At 30.6% G+C, this 18,819-nt stretch carries 20 protein-coding genes; 2 read left to right on the top strand and 18 right to left on the bottom strand.

What is annotated here, in order from left to right:
• Window positions 1-166: 166 nt before the first annotated feature.
• From trmD to pta, 17 genes are all read right to left on the bottom strand, one after another.
• The gene (gene trmD / locus KPL51_RS06655) at window positions 167-883 is read right to left on the bottom strand and encodes a tRNA (guanosine(37)-N1)-methyltransferase TrmD (RefSeq protein WP_216158715.1); all 717 of its coding nucleotides are present in this window, start codon (window positions 881-883) and stop codon (window positions 167-169) included.
• On the bottom strand, window positions 880-1,371 hold the full coding sequence (rimM, locus tag KPL51_RS06650) for a ribosome maturation factor RimM (RefSeq protein WP_216158712.1): 492 nt from the start codon (window positions 1,369-1,371) through the stop codon (window positions 880-882). The genes trmD and rimM overlap by 4 nt, the downstream gene beginning before the upstream one ends.
• 115 nt (window positions 1,372-1,486) lie before the next feature.
• Window positions 1,487-1,714 carry a KH domain-containing protein gene (locus KPL51_RS06645; RefSeq protein WP_124999039.1) on the bottom strand — a complete coding sequence of 76 codons (228 nt, stop codon included), beginning with the start codon at window positions 1,712-1,714 and terminating at the stop codon, window positions 1,487-1,489.
• Window positions 1,715-1,748: 34 nt separating this feature from the next.
• On the bottom strand, window positions 1,749-1,991 hold the full coding sequence (rpsP, locus tag KPL51_RS06640; protein ID WP_216158710.1) for a 30S ribosomal protein S16: 243 nt from the start codon (window positions 1,989-1,991) through the stop codon (window positions 1,749-1,751).
• Window positions 1,992-2,033: 42 nt separating this feature from the next.
• Window positions 2,034-3,383, bottom strand: a complete 1,350-nt coding sequence (gene ffh / locus KPL51_RS06635) for a signal recognition particle protein (RefSeq protein ID WP_216158708.1) — start codon at window positions 3,381-3,383, stop codon at window positions 2,034-2,036.
• Window positions 3,384-3,393: 10 nt separating this feature from the next.
• A complete protein-coding gene (locus tag KPL51_RS06630; RefSeq protein ID WP_216158706.1) occupies window positions 3,394-3,741 on the bottom strand; it encodes a putative DNA-binding protein in 348 nt (115 codons plus the stop codon).
• A gap of 110 nt (window positions 3,742-3,851) precedes the next feature.
• Window positions 3,852-4,763, bottom strand: coding sequence for a signal recognition particle-docking protein FtsY (gene ftsY, locus KPL51_RS06625; RefSeq protein WP_216158704.1), 912 nt, complete (start codon window positions 4,761-4,763; stop codon window positions 3,852-3,854).
• Window positions 4,764-4,780: 17 nt separating this feature from the next.
• On the bottom strand, window positions 4,781-8,335 hold the full coding sequence (gene smc / locus KPL51_RS06620; RefSeq protein WP_216158702.1) for a chromosome segregation protein SMC: 3,555 nt from the start codon (window positions 8,333-8,335) through the stop codon (window positions 4,781-4,783).
• A gap of 265 nt (window positions 8,336-8,600) precedes the next feature.
• Window positions 8,601-8,861, bottom strand: a complete 261-nt coding sequence (locus KPL51_RS06615) for a stage V sporulation protein S (RefSeq protein ID WP_216158700.1) — start codon at window positions 8,859-8,861, stop codon at window positions 8,601-8,603.
• Window positions 8,862-8,925: 64 nt separating this feature from the next.
• Window positions 8,926-10,017: an elongator complex protein 3 gene (locus tag KPL51_RS06610; protein ID WP_216158698.1), complete on the bottom strand. Its 1,092-nt coding sequence runs from the start codon at window positions 10,015-10,017 to the stop codon at window positions 8,926-8,928.
• The gene (gene rnc / locus KPL51_RS06605; protein ID WP_216158851.1) at window positions 10,010-10,708 is read right to left on the bottom strand and encodes a ribonuclease III; all 699 of its coding nucleotides are present in this window, start codon (window positions 10,706-10,708) and stop codon (window positions 10,010-10,012) included. Before rnc ends, KPL51_RS06610 begins: the two co-directional genes overlap by 8 nt.
• A gap of 211 nt (window positions 10,709-10,919) precedes the next feature.
• Window positions 10,920-11,153 carry an acyl carrier protein gene (gene acpP, locus KPL51_RS06600; RefSeq protein ID WP_224853676.1) on the bottom strand — a complete coding sequence of 78 codons (234 nt, stop codon included), beginning with the start codon at window positions 11,151-11,153 and terminating at the stop codon, window positions 10,920-10,922.
• 38 nt (window positions 11,154-11,191) lie between these two features.
• Window positions 11,192-12,217, bottom strand: coding sequence for a phosphate acyltransferase PlsX (plsX, locus tag KPL51_RS06595; protein WP_216158693.1), 1,026 nt, complete (start codon window positions 12,215-12,217; stop codon window positions 11,192-11,194).
• A gap of 161 nt (window positions 12,218-12,378) precedes the next feature.
• Complete coding sequence (gene rpmF, locus KPL51_RS06590; RefSeq protein ID WP_164955732.1) at window positions 12,379-12,564, bottom strand: 50S ribosomal protein L32; 186 nt, start codon at window positions 12,562-12,564, stop codon at window positions 12,379-12,381.
• A 12-nt stretch (window positions 12,565-12,576) separates the two neighbouring features.
• The gene (locus KPL51_RS06585; RefSeq protein ID WP_216158692.1) at window positions 12,577-13,077 is read right to left on the bottom strand and encodes a YceD family protein; all 501 of its coding nucleotides are present in this window, start codon (window positions 13,075-13,077) and stop codon (window positions 12,577-12,579) included.
• Window positions 13,078-13,284: 207 nt separating this feature from the next.
• Window positions 13,285-14,478 carry an acetate/propionate family kinase gene (locus KPL51_RS06580; RefSeq protein WP_216158690.1) on the bottom strand — a complete coding sequence of 398 codons (1,194 nt, stop codon included), beginning with the start codon at window positions 14,476-14,478 and terminating at the stop codon, window positions 13,285-13,287.
• Window positions 14,479-14,528: 50 nt separating this feature from the next.
• Window positions 14,529-15,530 carry a phosphate acetyltransferase gene (gene pta, locus KPL51_RS06575; RefSeq protein ID WP_216158688.1) on the bottom strand — a complete coding sequence of 334 codons (1,002 nt, stop codon included), beginning with the start codon at window positions 15,528-15,530 and terminating at the stop codon, window positions 14,529-14,531.
• A 273-nt stretch (window positions 15,531-15,803) separates the two neighbouring features.
• On the opposite strand from pta, the gene KPL51_RS06570 reads away from it, so the two are divergent.
• Window positions 15,804-17,027: a nucleotidyltransferase gene (locus tag KPL51_RS06570; protein ID WP_216158686.1), complete on the top strand. Its 1,224-nt coding sequence runs from the start codon at window positions 15,804-15,806 to the stop codon at window positions 17,025-17,027.
• A gap of 112 nt (window positions 17,028-17,139) precedes the next feature.
• Window positions 17,140-18,309: a dipicolinic acid transporter SpoVV gene (gene spoVV, locus KPL51_RS06565; RefSeq protein WP_216158684.1), complete on the top strand. Its 1,170-nt coding sequence runs from the start codon at window positions 17,140-17,142 to the stop codon at window positions 18,307-18,309.
• Here spoVV and KPL51_RS06560 read toward each other — a convergent pair.
• Window positions 18,292-18,816 carry an ATPase gene (locus KPL51_RS06560; RefSeq protein WP_216158682.1) on the bottom strand — a complete coding sequence of 175 codons (525 nt, stop codon included), beginning with the start codon at window positions 18,814-18,816 and terminating at the stop codon, window positions 18,292-18,294. The two genes, spoVV and KPL51_RS06560, sit on opposite strands and share 18 nt — an antisense overlap.
• Window positions 18,817-18,819: the final 3 nt, after the last annotated feature.

Here is an 18,819-nt window from a genome sequence, read left to right as displayed (position 1 = left end):
AGCACAAGCTACATTCTATCATAAATATATATATATATCAACATAAAAATATCTTTTATGCTTATATGCAAGATATTTTTTAACTTTATATAACTTTCAGGGCACTATCCTGTTTTTTGACACTTTTACTTAAGACACATTCAAATAAATAATACAATATGCTAGCCTATTTATTATCTTTTCCTAATAGTTTTTTATCTTCCTTGTTGAGTTTAAGTTTTCCGAACATATCTGGCCTTTTTTCTTTAGTTATTAAAAGTGACTGTAGCCGTCTCCACTTTCTTACATTTTCATGATGTCCTGATGTCAATACCTCAGGAACCATGTTACCCTCAAAACATTCTGGCCTTGTATATTGAGGATATTCTAATACTCCATCATAAAAAGATTCTTCTGTGTAGCTCTCACTACTAGATAAAACTCCTGGGACTAACCTACAAATGCTATCCACAATAGGAATACATGCCATTTCTCCACCAGTCAAAACATAATCGCCCAGCGAAATCTCCATATCTATATAATCATAAGCTCTCTCGTCAATACCTTCATAATGACCACATATAAATATTAATTCACTTTCCTGGCATAGCTGCTTTGCCATTTCTTGAGTAAAGGTCTTCCCTCTCGGCCCCAAGAATATTACCTTTCCGTTATTATGTAATTTAATATCCTTAATACTGTCCACTAATGGTTGAGCTAGCATTACCATTCCAGCACCGCCACCATAAGGATAATCATCTACTTTTTTATGCTTATTTAGTGAATAATCCCGAATATTGCGAGGTGAAATACCCAATATGTCTTTCTCTATGGCTCTTCCAATTATACTATAATTGAAGATTTCAAACATTTCAGGAAATAGAGTTAAAATATCTATTTTCATTCTAACCATTCATTCACTGGCTTAATTATTATCTCGCGCTTATCAATATCTATACTAATAACAATATCCTTAAGTACTGGAATAAGCACTTCTTTTTTCCCTTTAACCCAGTACACGTCGTTACCTGGAGTACTAAGAACATCAAATACCTTTCCTAGTTCTTCTCCGCCTTCTTCGAAAACACTGCAATCTATCAAATCAGCTACATAATAACTACCCTCTGGCAATTTAATTGCATCTTCACGACTAACCATAAGGTACTTATTTCTATATAATTCTGCTTGTTCTATGGTATCTATACCTTCAATCTTAAGTATTGCTCTATCTGATTGAAGCTTACACCCTTCGACTTTTCTAATTTCCCCGTCAATATACACACTTTTTAATTCCTTAAATCTCTCAAGCGTGTCTGTTAATGAAAAAACTTTTACTTCACCCTTCAAACCATGCGTCTTGCCAATCTGACCTACACTCATAAAATCTTTCATTTAAAATCCTCCTTTCAAAATTGCTTATATGAACAGCTATTATTATTTATTTGAATATGCCTTATAAATAATTCCCAATATTTAATTAAAATAAGAGCTAGGCTGAACCTAACTCTTACTTTATTTCAACAACTACTTTTTTGTTTTCTTTAACAGCAGCTGCTTTTACAACAGTTCTAATAGCTTTAGCTATTCTACCTTGTTTGCCTATAACTTTTCCCATATCCTCATGGGCAACTGATAATTCAAGAACTACAGTATGCTCATGGGCTACTTCATTCACTACTACCATTTCCGGTTTATCAACTAAAGACTTTGCCAATACTTCAAGTAACTGTTTCATGGAAAACTCCTCCATTCATTACTTACAAACTTTTCTAGTTGACTGCTATTTTATTAAGTAATCTTTTAACTGTATCAGAAGGTTGTGCACCATTCTTTATCCAACTAGCTGCTTTTTCAACATCAATTTTAATAGTTGTTGGCTCTGTTGTTGGGTTGTAGTATCCTATTTCTTCAATAAATTTTCCGTCTCTAGGAGCTCTTGAATCTGCAACTACTACTCTATAAAATGGAGCATGTTTAGCACCCATTCTTTTTAATCTTATTTTAACTGCCATGTAATATCACCTCCTTAAATTTAATTAATTTTCAATTTTTTATTAAAAAGGCATTTTACCAAACATACCTTTTTTACCAGGTTTTTGGAAACCTTTTGCTTGCTTCATGAATTTCTTCGCCATCTCAAAATCTTTTAGCAATTTATTAACTTGCTGTACCAAAGTACCTGACCCATTAGCAATTCTTTTTTTTCTTGATGAATTGTTAGCAATTATACTAGGATGTTTTCTTTCTGATGCTGTCATTGATTTTATAATCGCTTCAACTTTACCCATATCTTTTTCACTTTTAGACAAGTCTACACCCTGCAATTCTTTTTTATTAGCACCTGGCATCATTTCAATTAATTTATCCAAGGGTCCCAATTTTTTCATTTGTTGAATCATTGCTAAATAGTCTTCTAGGTTAAATTCTTGAGAAAGCATTCTGTTACCAAGTTCTTTTGCTTCCTTTTCATCTATGGACTGTTGTGCTTTTTCAATCAATGAAAGTACATCACCCATACCAAGTATTCTTGATGCCATTCTTTCTGGGTAGAAAACTTCTAGATCATTCATTTTTTCGCCAACGCCAACAAATTTTATAGGTTTGCCAGTTATAGCTTTAATAGATAGCGCAGCACCGCCTCTTGTATCTCCATCTAATTTAGTCAAGATTACCCCAGTTATATCTAGCTGTGAATTAAAACTATCGGCTACATTAACTGCATCTTGGCCTGTCATTGAATCTACAACTAACATTATTTCACTTGGGTCTACACTGGATTTTATATTTTGAAGTTCTTCCATTAATGTTTCATCTATATGAAGCCTTCCTGCTGTATCTATTATTACTACATTGTTACCATTTTCCTTAGCAAAGGCTATAGATGCTTTTGCTATATCTACAGGACTCACTTTGTCTCCCATAGTAAATACCGGAATATCAATTTGTTTTCCTACTACCTGCAATTGTTTAATTGCAGCGGGCCTATATACATCACAGGCAACTAAAAGTGGTTTTTTATTTTTCTTTTTAAGTGCTAGTGCAAGCTTTCCACCCATTGTAGTTTTACCAGCACCTTGAAGACCCACCAGCATTATAACCGTTAATCCTTTTATTGAAAACTCTAATTTACTTTCTGAATTACCCATTAAATTAGTTAACTCGTCATTAACAATTTTGATAACCTGTTGACCAGGAGTTAAGCTTTCTAATACTCCATTACCTAAACATTTTTCACTAACATTTTTTACAAAATCCTTAACTACTTTATAATTAACATCAGCTTCCAGTAGCGCTAGTTTTACTTCTCTCATAGCCTCTTTAATATCTTTTTCAGAAAGCTTACCCTTACCTTTTAATTTTTTAATGGTATCCTGTAACTTAGAAGATAACCCTTCAAAAGCCATAATAAACCTCCTAAATTTTTTCGATAATTTGGTTTTTTATATCATATATAAGTTGATTCATTTTTTCATCTTTTACGTTTATTTGTAAGTTATCTAATTCCAATGTTATTTTCTTTATTGTTTTTTTTAGTTTAAGGTCTTTTTCTGATAATTTTAATTTTTCCTCATATACTAAAAGCATTTTTTCGCATGTTTTAATGGTATCATAAGTAGCTTGCCTACTAGTATTATTTATTTCTGCTATTTCTGATAAAGACAAATCATTATTAAAATACAAATCCATAATGTTTTTTTGCTTTTCAGTAAGCAATTCACCATAAAAATCAAATAATAGGGAAATTTCAAATCTTTTTTCCATTTCATCACCCTGCTCACAAGTCATATAATATCAGACTTTGAATACAGTGTCAAGTAATTTTGCTTAACAGGCTAATATTTTTATATAACCCAGTATCCAAAACAAATATTTTAAAATAATGCCTCTACGAAATCTCTTGCATTAAACTCTTGTAAATCATCTATACCTTCTCCAATACCTATATATTTAACTGGTATATTTAGCTGTTTTTTTATTGATATTACAACGCCACCTTTAGCAGTGCCGTCTAATTTAGTTAGTATTATCCCATCTATAGGGCATATCGCCATAAATTGCTTAGCTTGCTCTACACCGTTCTGACCAGTTGTAGCATCAAGTACTAGTAAGGTCTCCAAATGAGCCTCACTATACTCCCGATTAATCACCCTATTTATTTTTGCAAGTTCGTCCATAAGATTTTTTTTATTATGAAGTCTACCTGCCGTATCACAAATTAAAACATCAGCTTTCCTTGCTTTTGCTGCTTGAACAGCATCAAAAACTACTGCAGCAGGATCAGATCCCTCTTGATGTTTTATAAGGTCCACACCTGCCCTAGTGCTCCATACCTGAAGCTGTTCAATTGCTCCTGCTCTAAACGTATCCGCTGCAGCAATTAGCACTTTATATTTTTCTGATTTTAGTGTTGCTGCAATTTTACCAATAGAAGTAGTTTTACCAACTCCATTAACTCCAATTATTAAAATCACCTTTGGTAAATTATCAGGCTCTATTGAATTTTCCTGGGAACCTAATATATCAATCAAAACTTCTTTTAAACAAGGTCTAATCTCTGTTGGGTCTTTCACCTTATTTTGTCTTACCTTTAACTTGAGTTTTCCAATGACATCAATAGAGGTCTCCACGCCTATATCTGCTGTAATTAATATTTCTTCTAACTCCTCATATAGTTCATCATCAATCGAAATAGCTAAATTTAATACTTCACTAACTTTTTCTGTTATGCTATTTCTAGTTTTTTCTAATCCACCTTTTAATTTATCAAAAAATCCTCCAAACATTTATAATTCTCCTTTTTTTACTTATTAAAATCTACTGACACTATTTTCGATACTCCTTTTTCCTCCATGGTAACGCCATATAGGACATCACTAGCTTCCATAGTTCCTTTTCTATGAGTTATTACAATAAACTGAACATTATCAGAGAATTTTTTTAAAAATTCTGCATATCGAAACACATTTGCATCGTCCAGGGCCGCCTCAATTTCATCTAAAATGCAAAACGGTGTTGGTTTCATCTTTAAAATAGCAAATAATAATGCGATTGCAGATAGTACTTTTTCTCCACCAGACATAAGGCTTATATTTTGGAGCTTTTTTCCTGGTGGTTGTACATTGATATCAATTTTAGATGTAAGTTCATCGCCTTCAGTAAGTATCAAATCCGCACTTCCACCTTTAAATAATTCTATAAAAGTTTCATGGAAATTTTGTCTTAATATTTCAAAGTTTTCTGCAAATATTTCTTTCATTTTTTTAGTCATTTCAGATATTACAATTGTTAACTCATTTTTAGCTGACACTAAATCTTCCTTTTGTTCATCCATAAAAGCAAATTTTTCTTTGACCTCTTTATACTCTTCAATAGCGCCTACATTAACTTTACCAAGCATTGATATAGCACCTTTTAAAGTTAATATTTGTTTTTTAAGTTCATCAATATCTTCTATTTCATTTTTAAATTGCAGTGCTTCCGCATATGTCAATTCAAAATCCTCATTCAATTTCTGGTAGTAAGTTTCCTTTTCCATTCCTATTTTTGCAAAGGCTAATTCACATTTATACAAATCTTTTTCACTTTTTGCCACTATCAATGAAACATTATCTAGTCCTTCTACACTGATCTTTATCTTCTCTTTAATTTTGATTCTTTGAATTTCATTATCTTCAAAACACTTTTCCATTTTTCCTAATGTTATCTTTATTTCATTTGATTTTTCACTCTGAACTAAGATTTCGCCTGAGCTTATTCTTTTGTTATTCATAGCTTCTTCTATTTCCTTAGAAAATATGATGATTTTTTCGCCTTGCACTATCATCTCTTCATTTAGCCTTTGAATTTCGAAGCCCTTATTATTTATTATTTCATCAACCTGAGCTTTTTTTATTTTCGCTGCAATAATTAATTCTTTTATATTCTCAATTTCTTGTAATTTATCTTTTAATTTGAACTGGACTTTAGTAAGAGTTTCCAGTATTTTCTCTTTATTTAGTGTTAATTTAGCCACGGATGTATTTTTTTCTTCTATTTCTTTATTGTCTAATTCTAATTTTATCTCTTCTGATAATTTTTCACTGTTTAAAGTAATGACATTATTTTTCAGTCTATTTGTTTCGTCCTCTATTGCACTTATTTTAGCTTCCATCTTCGTTTTCTCAATGTTTTGAAAATGAGCATCATCAATTAATTTTGTGTTTTCACTGCCTAAACACATAATTTCTGCTTTACTTTGTTTTATTTTTTCTAAGTGAATAAGAGATTCATTTTTTAAAGTATGTAAATCTATACCCAGTTCTTTTATTTCTCTTTTTCTTCCAATTATACTTGAAGTCTTTGAATATACACTTCCACCAGTTAATGATCCACCAAGGTTTATCACCTCTCCTGATAGTGTAACAATTTTATATCTATAATTATTGCTTTTAGAAATTTGGAGAGCTGAATCCATATCTTTACATATAATTGTTCTACCAAGTATAAACGAGATAACTTCATTAAACTTATCATCATAACCTATTAGATCATTAGCAATTCCAACAAATCCAGGATGATTTTTAGTTTCATTGTCAATTGAAAGTCTTTTCCCCTTAATAATATTTAGCGGCAAAAATGTTGCCCTTCCTAAGCTACTCGCCTTCAAATAGACAATTAGTGTTTTAGCTACAGCTTCGTTTTTAGTTATTATGTGTGATATAGTACCACCTAATGCAATTTCTATAGCTACTTCTAAAGTCTTTTCAACTTTTATAATTTCTCCCAGTACAAAACACTCGTTAATGTTACTTACCTTACCTTCACTAATATGCTGCATTAAATTTTTTACAGATCTATTATAGCCTTCATGTTTTTTTTCCAGAGCAGTAAGCACATTTAAATTAGCTTCAGTTTTATTAATTTTATAATTACAATTTTTCATGGTCGTTTCATCGCTAATTAGACAGTTTTGAAGTTTATTAATTTTCTGTTTGTTTTCTCTAAGGGCACTTTCACAAATAAAAATCTTATTTTTAAACTCACTCATTTTGTTTTCAAATTCTATTTTTGTGTTTATGTCGTTTTTCATTAAATCAGAATAATTTTCAATAGTATTTTTTAAGGTGTCTATTCTTTTACTGGCACCATCTATGTTATTATTTAAAATTAATAATCTATTAGTAATTTTAATAGATTCTTGGATGCTCTTCTGCTCTTCACCCTTAAGAGTTTTAGCTTCATCACTTTCAACTGCTATATTTTCTTGAATTTTTTCAATTTTTATTTCTTCAGCATTAATTTTTTCTTCTATTTCTGTTTGTGTATTTTTTGTATTGCTTAGTGAATTCTCTAATCCATGACGATTATTTTTAAATTCTAATATTTTTTCTTCAATGTTATGACTCTCATTTGATGTTTTATCGATAAGTTTAACTAAATTTTCTATTCTTTCATTTAGAATATTTATTTCTGAAACACTCTTTTGGTAAATTATCTTATTATTATAATATAATTGTTTCTCTTCTTGATTTTTATTTTCAAATTTTTCAAATTCACTGTTCCAATATTCAACATCACTCTTCAACTGTTTTTTTTCCTCAGTAACATTTACAACTTCCACATTTAATCTATTACATTGTTCATGTGTGGTTTTAATTTTTTCTTCAACTTTATTAATGGAATCAATAATGAGGCTAACTTCTTTGCCCTTTAATTCTTCAAAATATTTTAAAAATTTCTTTGCCTTTTCACTTTCTTTCATTAGTGGTTCCAATCGTTCTTCATAAGTGCTTAAAATATCTTCTATTCTAATGAGATTCAGCTGGGTACTATCTAATCTTTTTTCTGCTTCTTCTTTTCTACTCTTAAACTTTACAATTCCTGCAGCCTCTTCAAACAATTTTCTTCTTTCTTCAGTTTTCCCACTTAAAATAGCATCAATTTTACCTTGTCCTATAATAGAGTATCCCTCTTTACCTATACCTGTATCCATAAAAAGCTGTTGAACATCTTTTAACCTACAGGATGTATTGTTTATCAAATATTCACTTTCTCCTGACCTATATAATCTTCTGGATATAGCCACATTAGAATAATCAATATCTAGTTCACAGTCACTATTATCCAAGGTTAAAGATACCTGTGCCAAGCTAACTGGTTTCCTAAACTGCGTACCTGCGAATATAACATCCTCCATCTTATCTCCTCTTAGATTTTTTACACTTTGTTCTCCAAGCACCCATCTAACAGCATCAGATATATTGCTTTTGCCACTACCATTAGGTCCAACCACCGCTGTAATACCCTTTTTAAATGTTAATTCTGTTTTATCCGCAAAGGATTTAAAGCCTCTTATTTCAATAGATTTTAAGAACATGGAAACACTCTCCTATTTTAGTTAAATAACATTGGTAATACAAAACTTAAAGTAAAAATTACTATTATTCCATAAATTAATACCATTTGAAATTTTGCTCTTTTTTTCTTATTCATAATTCACCTCATATTTTATTTTATATAATTATCTATTTTTCTCTATTATATAATTTTCTCTATTATATAGTTTATAGCATTCATATGAAAATATCAATTACTTCTAGGAGTATAAACAAATTAAGAAAACCGTGCATGCACGGTTTTTTTTATCTTGGCTCAACTATGAATTTAATAGCTGTTCTTTTTTCTCCATCTATGGAAATTTCCACAAAAGCTGGAATTACTACTAAGTCAATGCCATTCGGTGCAACAAATCCCCTAGTAATAGCAATAGCTTTTACCGCTTGATTAACGGCCCCTGCCCCTACAGCTTGTAATTCGGCAATTGAGTTACCTCTTAATGCTGCAGCTAATGCTCCTGCTACGGATTTAGGTTGTGAATTGGCTGATACTTTTAATACGTCCATTGTTATTACCCCCTACTGCATTCGTTATTACAAATACTATAGACACTATATTCTATATAGTAAATTAAATTCCTTTTTTATATTTTGCTGACACATATTCATATATGGTCATAATAATACATTTTTTGTCTATGCATACACTAATACTTTCACGTTTAATAGAAATATCTTGAAATACTTCTATTGAAATTGTAGCTATTTGTTTTTTTATGTCATTAAAAAAGCTTTTGCCATTAGCATAAAGTTTCGAAATGTCTTTTGGATTTATTTTCACTACAACTCTTTTACCCATAATATCATTTTTAAATTTATTTAGGATAACATCATATAATAAATCATTATACATACTTCCTTCAACAAGCTCTCTAAATGCAGGATGAAATGGCCCTGCAATTAAATCATTTCCTTCTGAAATTTCAGCAGTTGGTTGTAACCCTATTCTAATAACCTTTATTTTATTTACTATCATCATACTGTAAATAATTTTGCTTATATTTACTGCCTCACTTAATGAGTAAGGTTTGAATACTTTATTTACGTACATCTTCTCCATAGGTGTATCTTTAATTACAAGTGCTGGATATATTCTACAATTATCAGGCTTAAGAGCAATGACCCCTTTAGCTGTTTCTATATCTTTATTTATATCATCTCCTGGAAGGCCTATCATAACTTGAAGTCCTAAGGTAAACCCATATTGCTTTATAAGCTTTGAAGCTTTCTCCACATCTCTTGCAGTATGACCTCTACCAGATTTTAATAGCACCTGCTCATCTAACGATTGCACTCCCAGTTCTATAATATCTACAGAGTACTTTTTAAGATTAAGAAGTACTCTATCATCGATATAATCCGGCCTTGTAGATAATCTAATTAACTTTATTTTATTATCATCTTTAAACTTCTTAGCAACCGTTAAAAGTTCTATCTGTTTTTCTATATTTATAGCTGTGAAAGTTCCTCCAAAAAATGACACCTCAATAGTAGCCTCATCATTATTTATTGTCTCTAAATATTCATTTACTGTCCTCTCCACATACATTGCATCAACTTTTTCGCTCCTGCCCGTTATACTATTTTGATTGCAAAACACACATTCATGAGGGCAACCTTCGTGTGGAACAAATATAGGAATAATATAATGCAAATTACTCATGCACACCCTCCTGATTAACTATAGCTTCTTTGGCTGCATTTTGTTCTGCTTCTTTTTTGCTGTAACCCTGTCCTGAACCTTTTATAGAACCATCTATTAATACATTCACATAAAATTTTCTTTTATGCGGTGGACCATCAAATTTCACAAGTTCATAGCTAATATGAACTTCACCATTCTGCTGCAATATTTCCTGGAACTTGGTCTTATAATCCAAAATTATCTCATTACTAATTGCTTTCTCAATGATTACTTTAAAGTTATCAAGTATGAATAACTTAGAATATTCTATTCCTTTATCCATATATATAGCAGCAATTACCGCTTCAACGCAATCAGCCAATATTGAAACTCTATTTCTTCCTCCAGTTATTTCTTCACCTTTACTCATATTCATATATATACCCAAGTTCCAACCGGTTGCAATATCACAAAGTGAATTTTCGCACACAATCAAAGATCTAATTTTAGTTAAAAATCCTTCATACTCCTGCGTAAAATTAGTGTATAAGTATTCCGATATTACAAGTTGTAATACAGAATCGCCCAAAAACTCAAGTCTCTCATTAAATTCAACCTTTTTTTTCTGATTTGCATAGGAGCTGTGGGTTATTGCAGTTTTTAATAGCTCTTTATTACTAAAATTAAGTCCCAGTTCTTTCTCAAGGTCCTGCAATCTTATATTGCACATCATAATCATTACTCCTTTTAGAAAGTTTATTTAAATTTTTTTATCATTTACTATATTTATTATTGTCTATGTATTTACTTTTCAATAAAATTTCAAGTTTATTATTCAGTTTACTTTACGTTGCTAGATCAATTATCTAAATCTACTTTTGTAATAAATTCAAAAATAAGCTTGAAAAAGCTAAAGGCCCGCAGTAATGCGGAGCCTTATATTATGCTTCAGTATGTGCTTTAATATATTCTACTACGTCAGCAACCGTGGCAATTTTTTCAACATCTTCATCAGGAATTTCTATTTCGTACTCTTCTTCTAGTGCCATGATTAACTCTACAATATCAAGAGAATCAGCGCCTAAATTATTCATAAAAGATGATTCCATTTTTATTTCGTCTTCATCTATACTTAATTGTGATGCTATAGTAGCTCTTATTTTTTCAAACATAATATCTTCACCTCCTTACATTCCTCTAAGATAAATAACAGCTATTGGGAATTGTCACTTGTGTCTTTTTCTTGCTGAGATAGTTTTTCAATTTCTAATTTTAATTTCTCTACAACATTATTATCATAAAATATTGTAGCCTGTTTGATTGCATTTTTAAAAGCTTTACCATCTGAACTTCCATGAGCTTTTATACAAATTCCATTTACTCCTAAAAAAGCAGCTCCACCATATTCTTTATAATCAAAATCTTTTTTAAACTTTTTAAACACTGGTTTTAATAGCATCCCCCCCAGTTTAGTTCTAAAGGAGCCCATTATTCCAGTTTTTAAGATATCAAATATATTAAAAGCGGCGCCTTCATATAATTTTAAAATTACATTTCCTACAAACCCATCACATACCAAAATATTTGTTTCTCCAGTTGGAATTTCTCTGGCTTCCACATTTCCCACAAAATTCAAGTTTGCCTGCTTTAGTAATTTATGAGCAGCTTTAGAAAGTTCATTGCCCTTTTCCTCTTCGGTTCCTATATTCACAAGACCAACAGTGGGATTATCTATTTTTAAAATGTTTTCAAAATATGTTTTCCCCATAAGTCCAAATTGCACTAAATAATGAGGCTTGCATTCTGCATTTGCTCCACAGTCAATTATCATAAAAGGTCCTTTTTTACCCGGCAATATAGGAGCCAAGGCTGGTCTGTCTATGCCTTTTATTCTCCCTACAATAAGGGTGCATCCAGCTAAAAAAGCTCCAGTGCTTCCAGCTGAAATAATCGCATCCGCATCTCCACTTTTAACAAGATTTAGTGCTTTTACGAGACTAGAATCTTTTTTACGCTTAATAGCCATTACTGGATGTTCACTTGTACCTATTACTTCACTAGCATCAACAATTCTTATTTTATTAGAATCATATGTATGTTTCTTTAATTCTTGGCGAATCAAATCTTCATTACCAGTTATTAATATATCTATATAATACTCTTTTATTGCCGCAACGCAACCTTCAACCACAGCACTAGGAGAAAAATCTCCACCCATTCCATCTACAACAACTACCATTTTAAACCCTCACTTTGAATTTGCCTACACTTTTTATATTTATTTATATTATATACTATATGGAGCAAATATTCCTAGTATTATTATTATAAGAATTGAATATAATTATATTTTATTCGCATTATATTAAAAAATAAAAAGAAAGTCTTTCGACTTTCTTTTTATTTTGGTTCCATAACAATAACTTCTCTATTTTTGTAATAACCACAGTTTTTACATACTCTGTGAGCAAGTTTCATATCGTGGCACTGAGGGCACTCAACTATTCCTGGTAAACCAAGTTTAAATGTTTGCGCTCTTCGAGAATCTCTTCTACCTTTAGAAAATTTTCTAGCTGGATTTCCCATTGTAACACCTCCTTAATCGGTTAAAAACACTTCTTTTAATTTTGCCAACCTTGGATCAACATCATCAATGGCACATTTGCATGCACTTTGATTTAGATTAATTCCACAATGCTGGCATAATCCTTTACAATCTTTATTACAAATTCTTTTTATAGGCAACATAGAGATGATATTATTTTCAATAATCTCATCTAAATCTAATCTATCATCATTAATAAAAATAATATCCTCATCTTCACTCTTTAGAGTTTTCGACATTTTTTCATTCAATTGAATATTTATTGAATGTGGAAATACCTCAAGACACCTAGAACAAGTAAGTAATAGTTCCGTCTCCATACTTCCAATTAAATCTACTTCATCACCACTGGGTTTTAAAATTAAATCTAACTTAACTGGTTTAGAAAATTGTATAAATTCATTATCATAGAAAAACTCATCTTTTTCTAAATCTAATTGAATTTTTTTTCTCATTTTTTTATTACTAAATAATTCTGAAACATCTATTACCATACTATTCACTCTGAAAAACCAAATTTCATCTAGTTTTCCTCATATAAAGGAGATCCTTATACCTTGTATAAAAAAATTACACAGCTCGAGCAAAGCTTCTGCGTCCCTCCTAACTAAATTGTTTTTTACTTACATCAAACACAGACTATTATATAAACAATACGGTAAAAAGTCAAGAATTATTTCTCATAAAAATTAGCAATAATTTTATTTTACTAGGCCTTGGGTGTCTCTTGCAATTACTAATTCTTCATTTGTTGGTATAACAAATATTTTAGTTTTAGAGTCATCTGTGCTTATTTCTACTTCTTTTCCTCTTACTTTATTCTTTGATTTATCTAAGACTGCTCCCAAAAATTCTAATCCACTACATATGTCTTCTCTTGTTTCTGGAGAATTTTCACCTAGTCCTGCAGTGAATACAATTGCATCTACTCCACCCATTACTGCAGCATAAGATCCTATGAATTTTTTAACCTTATAAGTAAATATATCAAGTGCTAGCTGAGCTCTATGATTTCCATCTTCCCATGCAGCTTTTTCTATATCTCTAAAGTCACTACTAATTCCAGATATTCCAAGTACCCCTGATTTCTTGTTCATTAAATCACTTGCTTCATCAACTGTTAAATTTAATTCTTTCATCACATATGTTAATATAGCTGGATCTATACTTCCGCATCTAGTTCCCATAGCTATTCCTTCAAGTGGAGTAAATCCCATACTTGTTTCTACTGATTTACCATTTTGCACTGCAGTAACACTTGCTCCATTTCCTAAATGACAAGTTATTAATTTTAAATCTTTTATATCTTTACCCATCATTTTCGCAGCTTTATCTGATACATATTTATGAGATGTACCATGGAATCCATATTTTCTAACTCCATTGTTAGTATAAAGTTCATATGGAAGTGGGTATATATATGCAACTTCTGGCATTGTTTGATGAAATGCAGTATCAAATACAGCTACCATAGGTATAGTCGGCATCAATGCTTTGCAAGCATTAATTCCAATAATATTAGCAGGGTTGTGTAATGGTGCAAGTTTTGAACATTCTTCTAAGTTCTTCATTACTTTATCATTAACTATAACTGAACCAGCATATTTTTCTCCGCCATGAACGATCCTATGCCCTACAGCACCTATTTCTGATAAATCACTAATAACACCATGTTTGGAGTCTATAAGAGCCCCAAGCACTAATTTAATAGCATCTGTGTGATCTTTCATAGGCTCTTCAATAATATATTTATTTCCATTGACCTTTTGAGTTAATTTTGATCCTTCTATTCCTATTCTTTCTACCAGGCCAAGTGCTAAACACCCTTCATTTTCCATGTTGATTAATTGATACTTTAATGATGAACTTCCACAGTTTATAACCAATATTTTCATTAAATAAGCCTCCCTATACCTTCGTGTTTTAATACTTATAATATATAATACTATTTTTGTATTTGAGCTTGAACTGCAGTTACAGCAACAACATTAACTATGTCCTGTACGCTACAACCTCTTGATAAATCATTTATTGGTTTAGCAAATCCTTGACATACTGGTCCAATAGCCGCGGCGCCTGCAAATCTTTGAACTAATTTATATCCAATATTTCCTGATTGTAAATCTGGGAACACTAAAACATTTGCCTTTCCAGCTACATTACTGCTAGGTGCCTTTTGTTTTGCTACGGATGCTACTATAGCTGCATCTAGCTGAAGTTCTCCATCAATTTGTAAATCTGGTCTAGCATTTTTTGCAATTTCAGTAGCTTTTGATACTTTATCAACTGATTCATGTTTTGCACTTCCCATAGTTGAGAAAGATAACATTGCAACCTTAGGTTCAAATTTACATAGTGCTTTTGCATTTTCAGCAGTGCTAATAGCTATAGATGCCAATTCTTCTGCATTAGGGTTTGGATTAACCGCACAATCTGCAAATAAAAGTAGTCCGTCTTCTCCATATTCACTAGTAGGTAATTCCATTATAAAGAAACTTGAAACAACCTTAATTCCTGGTGCAGTTTTAATAATTTGCATTCCAGGTCTTAATAAATCTCCTGTAGTATGTACTGCTCCTGATACTAATCCGTCAGCGCCTTCCATTTTAACCATCATTGTTCCAAAATAAAGTGGATCTTGCAATGTCTCTGCTGCTTTTTCTAGTGTCATTCCCTTATGCTTTCTTAGTTCATAAAATGCTTTTGCATAAACATCAGTTTTTTCAGAAGTTTTAGGATCTACAATTTCTATTCCAGAAAGACTAACCCCCAGTTCCTTTGCTTTTGAATTTATTACAGTTTTATCCCCGAGTAATATTACCTCAGCTATTGAATCATTTTTGATGATTTCACTAGCTTTTATAGTTCTTTCCTCTTCGCCTTCTGGAAGTACTATTGTTTTTTTATCTGCTTGTGCCATCTTACATATTTTCTCTATAAATTTCATATTTATTTCCCCTTTCAGTTATTATCAACTTATGCATATTAATAATACACACTAATAATATACTCCATTATCCCTATACATTTCAACCTAAAACAACAAAATCCGCAATAAACATTATACATTATTTATTCACAATATTCATTCTTTTCCTTATAACTTACAAATATATATACTTTTATTTACTTTATATTATATAATATATCTATATAATCAATACTTTAATCAATTTTTATTAAAAAATTATTTTTATATAAGCTATCAGGAGGTGATTTATTGAATATTTCAGGTATAATCGTGGAATATAATCCATTACATAACGGTCACTTATATCATATTAATAAAACCAAGCAGCTCACAAATAGTGATGCCTTAATTTGCGTTATGAGCGGGAATTTCTCTCAACGTGGAATCCCATCCATTATAGACAAATGGACAAAAACTAAAATGGCTTTAAACAGTGGAGTAGATTTAGTAATAGAGTTACCCTCTATTTACAGTGTATCCTCTGCAGAATTCTTTTCCTTCGGCGCTGTTAGTCTTCTAAACAGCCTCGGAATAGTAAATAACATTTGTTTTGGTAGCGAACATGGTGATAGTAATGACATATATACTATTTCCAAAATACTTGTTAATGAACCTATTGAATTTAAATCACTGTTAAAATCCTATTTATCGGAAGGTATTGTTTACCCACTTGCCAGAGCCAAGGCACTTTATGATTATCTAATAAATTCAAACAATAACATATCAAACTTATTATTAGATGATTTTTTAAAATCCTCTAATAATATATTAGGCATTGAGTATTGTAAAAGTTTAATTAAGTTGAATAGCACTATTAAACCGTACACATTAAAAAGAGAAGGTGCAATGTATAACAGTGATATATTACACAATAAATATTCAAGTGCTACATCTATAAGAAAATTCATCAAAGAAAATGGTTCCATAGCAAAGCTAGATGGCCACGTTCCAAGTTCAGTACTAACTGAACTCTTAAACTTATACAGGAAAAATTATGAATTTCCCTTTGAAGATTCAATGTTTCCATACATAAAACATAAATCTGCTACATCAATAAACTCATTAGTTAATTTACCAGATGTAACAGAGGGTCTTGATAATAGAATTATTAAATCATTGCAAAATAACATAAGCTACTGCGCTGCAGTGGAAGCTATTAAAAGTAAAAGATATACTTTTACCCGCATTAGTAGAATATTATGTCAATATTTTATAGGATTTGATAGCTTTGATAGTAAGACTTTAAGAGCAATTCCTTGTCCATATGCGCGTGTTTTGGGATTTAACTCCAATGGAAAGTCAATTCTAAAATCAATAAAGTCAAACAGTAGCATACCGCTCATTACTAAACTTCCTAAAGAGTCCAATGACACCTTGCAGTTAGATATTCAGTCTACAAGAGCTTATAGCATATTAAATAGCAGTATAAGCCCAAATAGCGATTATTTGATATCCCCTATAATTATAAAGTGAAAGTAAAAGCTAGTAATAGCTTTTATTTTATTTAAAATTAACCACTCCAATACATAAGTTTAAATATATTTAAATATATTTAATACAGTACTACTTTAAAAGGAGTTTAAAATTGAAGCTACTATTAGTTATATTATTACTTTTCATAATCTTCTTATTATTTAAGTTATTTAAATCTTTTAATATAAATCACGGTATAACCATACTCTGTTCCCTAGTTATTTTTCAAATAATATTAGCACCAAATATTTGTATCCAATATACCTTGTCTGGCGCTAAATTGTTTTTTAATTCTGTTTTCCCTTCTCTATTTCCATTTTTAGTTGTAATAAACATAATAATAAGCTATGACGGTATCAATATTTATTCTAAATTATTAGGCAATTTAATTTGTAGACCCTTAAAATTACCAAAGGAATGCAACTTTGCATTGTTAGTCAGTTTGTTATGTGGTTATCCTTTGGGTGCAAAATATACTTGCGAATTGTATGAAAAAAACATAATTGACTTAAATACCTGTGAAAGATTGTTAAATATAGCTTCTAACTCAAGTCCTTTGTTTATTATAGGGGCAGTAGGTGCATCTATGATGTCCAATGCTAAAGTTGGTTATATATTATTGCTGTCTAATATTCTATCTTGCTTATTTATGGGATTTATTATTCCCGCTAAAAACTCTTATTTTAAAAATAAAAATGCAACTCCTTCAAAAACAACATCCACCACCAATATTGGTATAATATTAAAAAACAGCATTGAAGATGCTATAAAAAACTCCTTAAATATAGGTGGTTTTGTAGTAATCTTTTCTGTAATAACAGGAATAATTAAAGACAATGTGATATTTCACATTGCCCTTAATAATCTTTCTTTAATTATTGGTCCTTCTGCAACTTTTATTGAAGGTTTATTACTTGGAATGCTAGAGGTAACTAATGGATGCTATTTAATAGCTTCTAGCAATTCAAATTTATATGTAAAACTTCCCATTTTAAGCTTTTTAATAGCTTTTAGCGGTTTATCTATAATTTCTCAAGTTTACAGCTATACCTATAAATATACCGTTTCTATAAAAAAGTATATTACTCGAAAATTTATTCAAGGCTTAATTTCCTCACTTTTAACGTTAATTATATATTATGTTTTTGAGCAGACCTCATCTGTTTTCACCTTTAATAACATGAGTTCCTATAGCAGCAATAATTTATACCTTTTAATATTAATAATTTTATTTATTCCAATATTTCTTACAAAAATAATTAAGCTATTTCATACTTCTTAATTCTTTGACATTTTCTCTTATTGAAGTTGTAGTATCACTAACTTCTTCTTGTAGAGATATTAAGAATGTTTGAACATCACTTTTAATCTTATGAAGCATCTGCTGACCTTTTAATTCAATCTCTTTATCTAATTGAGATAATATTTCATCAGCATAGTCTTTAGCCCCTAGCCTCATAATTTTAGAATCTCTCTGAGCTGAGGCTATAATTTCTTCAGCTCTTGTTTGTGCTTCTTTAACTAGATCTTGCTTTTCAACTCTTCTTCTTATTTTGTCAATAGTCTCTTCTTCAAAAATCTTAGCTTGTTTTTTTGCATCAGAAAGAATTCGTTCTTTTTCATCGCAGGTCCACTGAGCCTTTTTAAACTCATCTGGCAAATGATTTATAATTTGATCAATTATATCCAATATTTCTCTTTTATTTATAACTGACTTACCTGTAACGGGTATTTTAGACGAACTTTCAATAATCTCTTGAAGATATTCTAAAAGCTTTATAATATCCATATT

Source organism: Clostridium bowmanii (assembly GCF_018861315.1).
GTDB lineage: Bacteria > Bacillota > Clostridia > Clostridiales > Clostridiaceae > Clostridium_AD > Clostridium_AD bowmanii.
The sequence above is the reverse complement of the archived record's forward strand: the minus strand, read 5'-3'. Positions and strand labels throughout refer to the sequence as shown.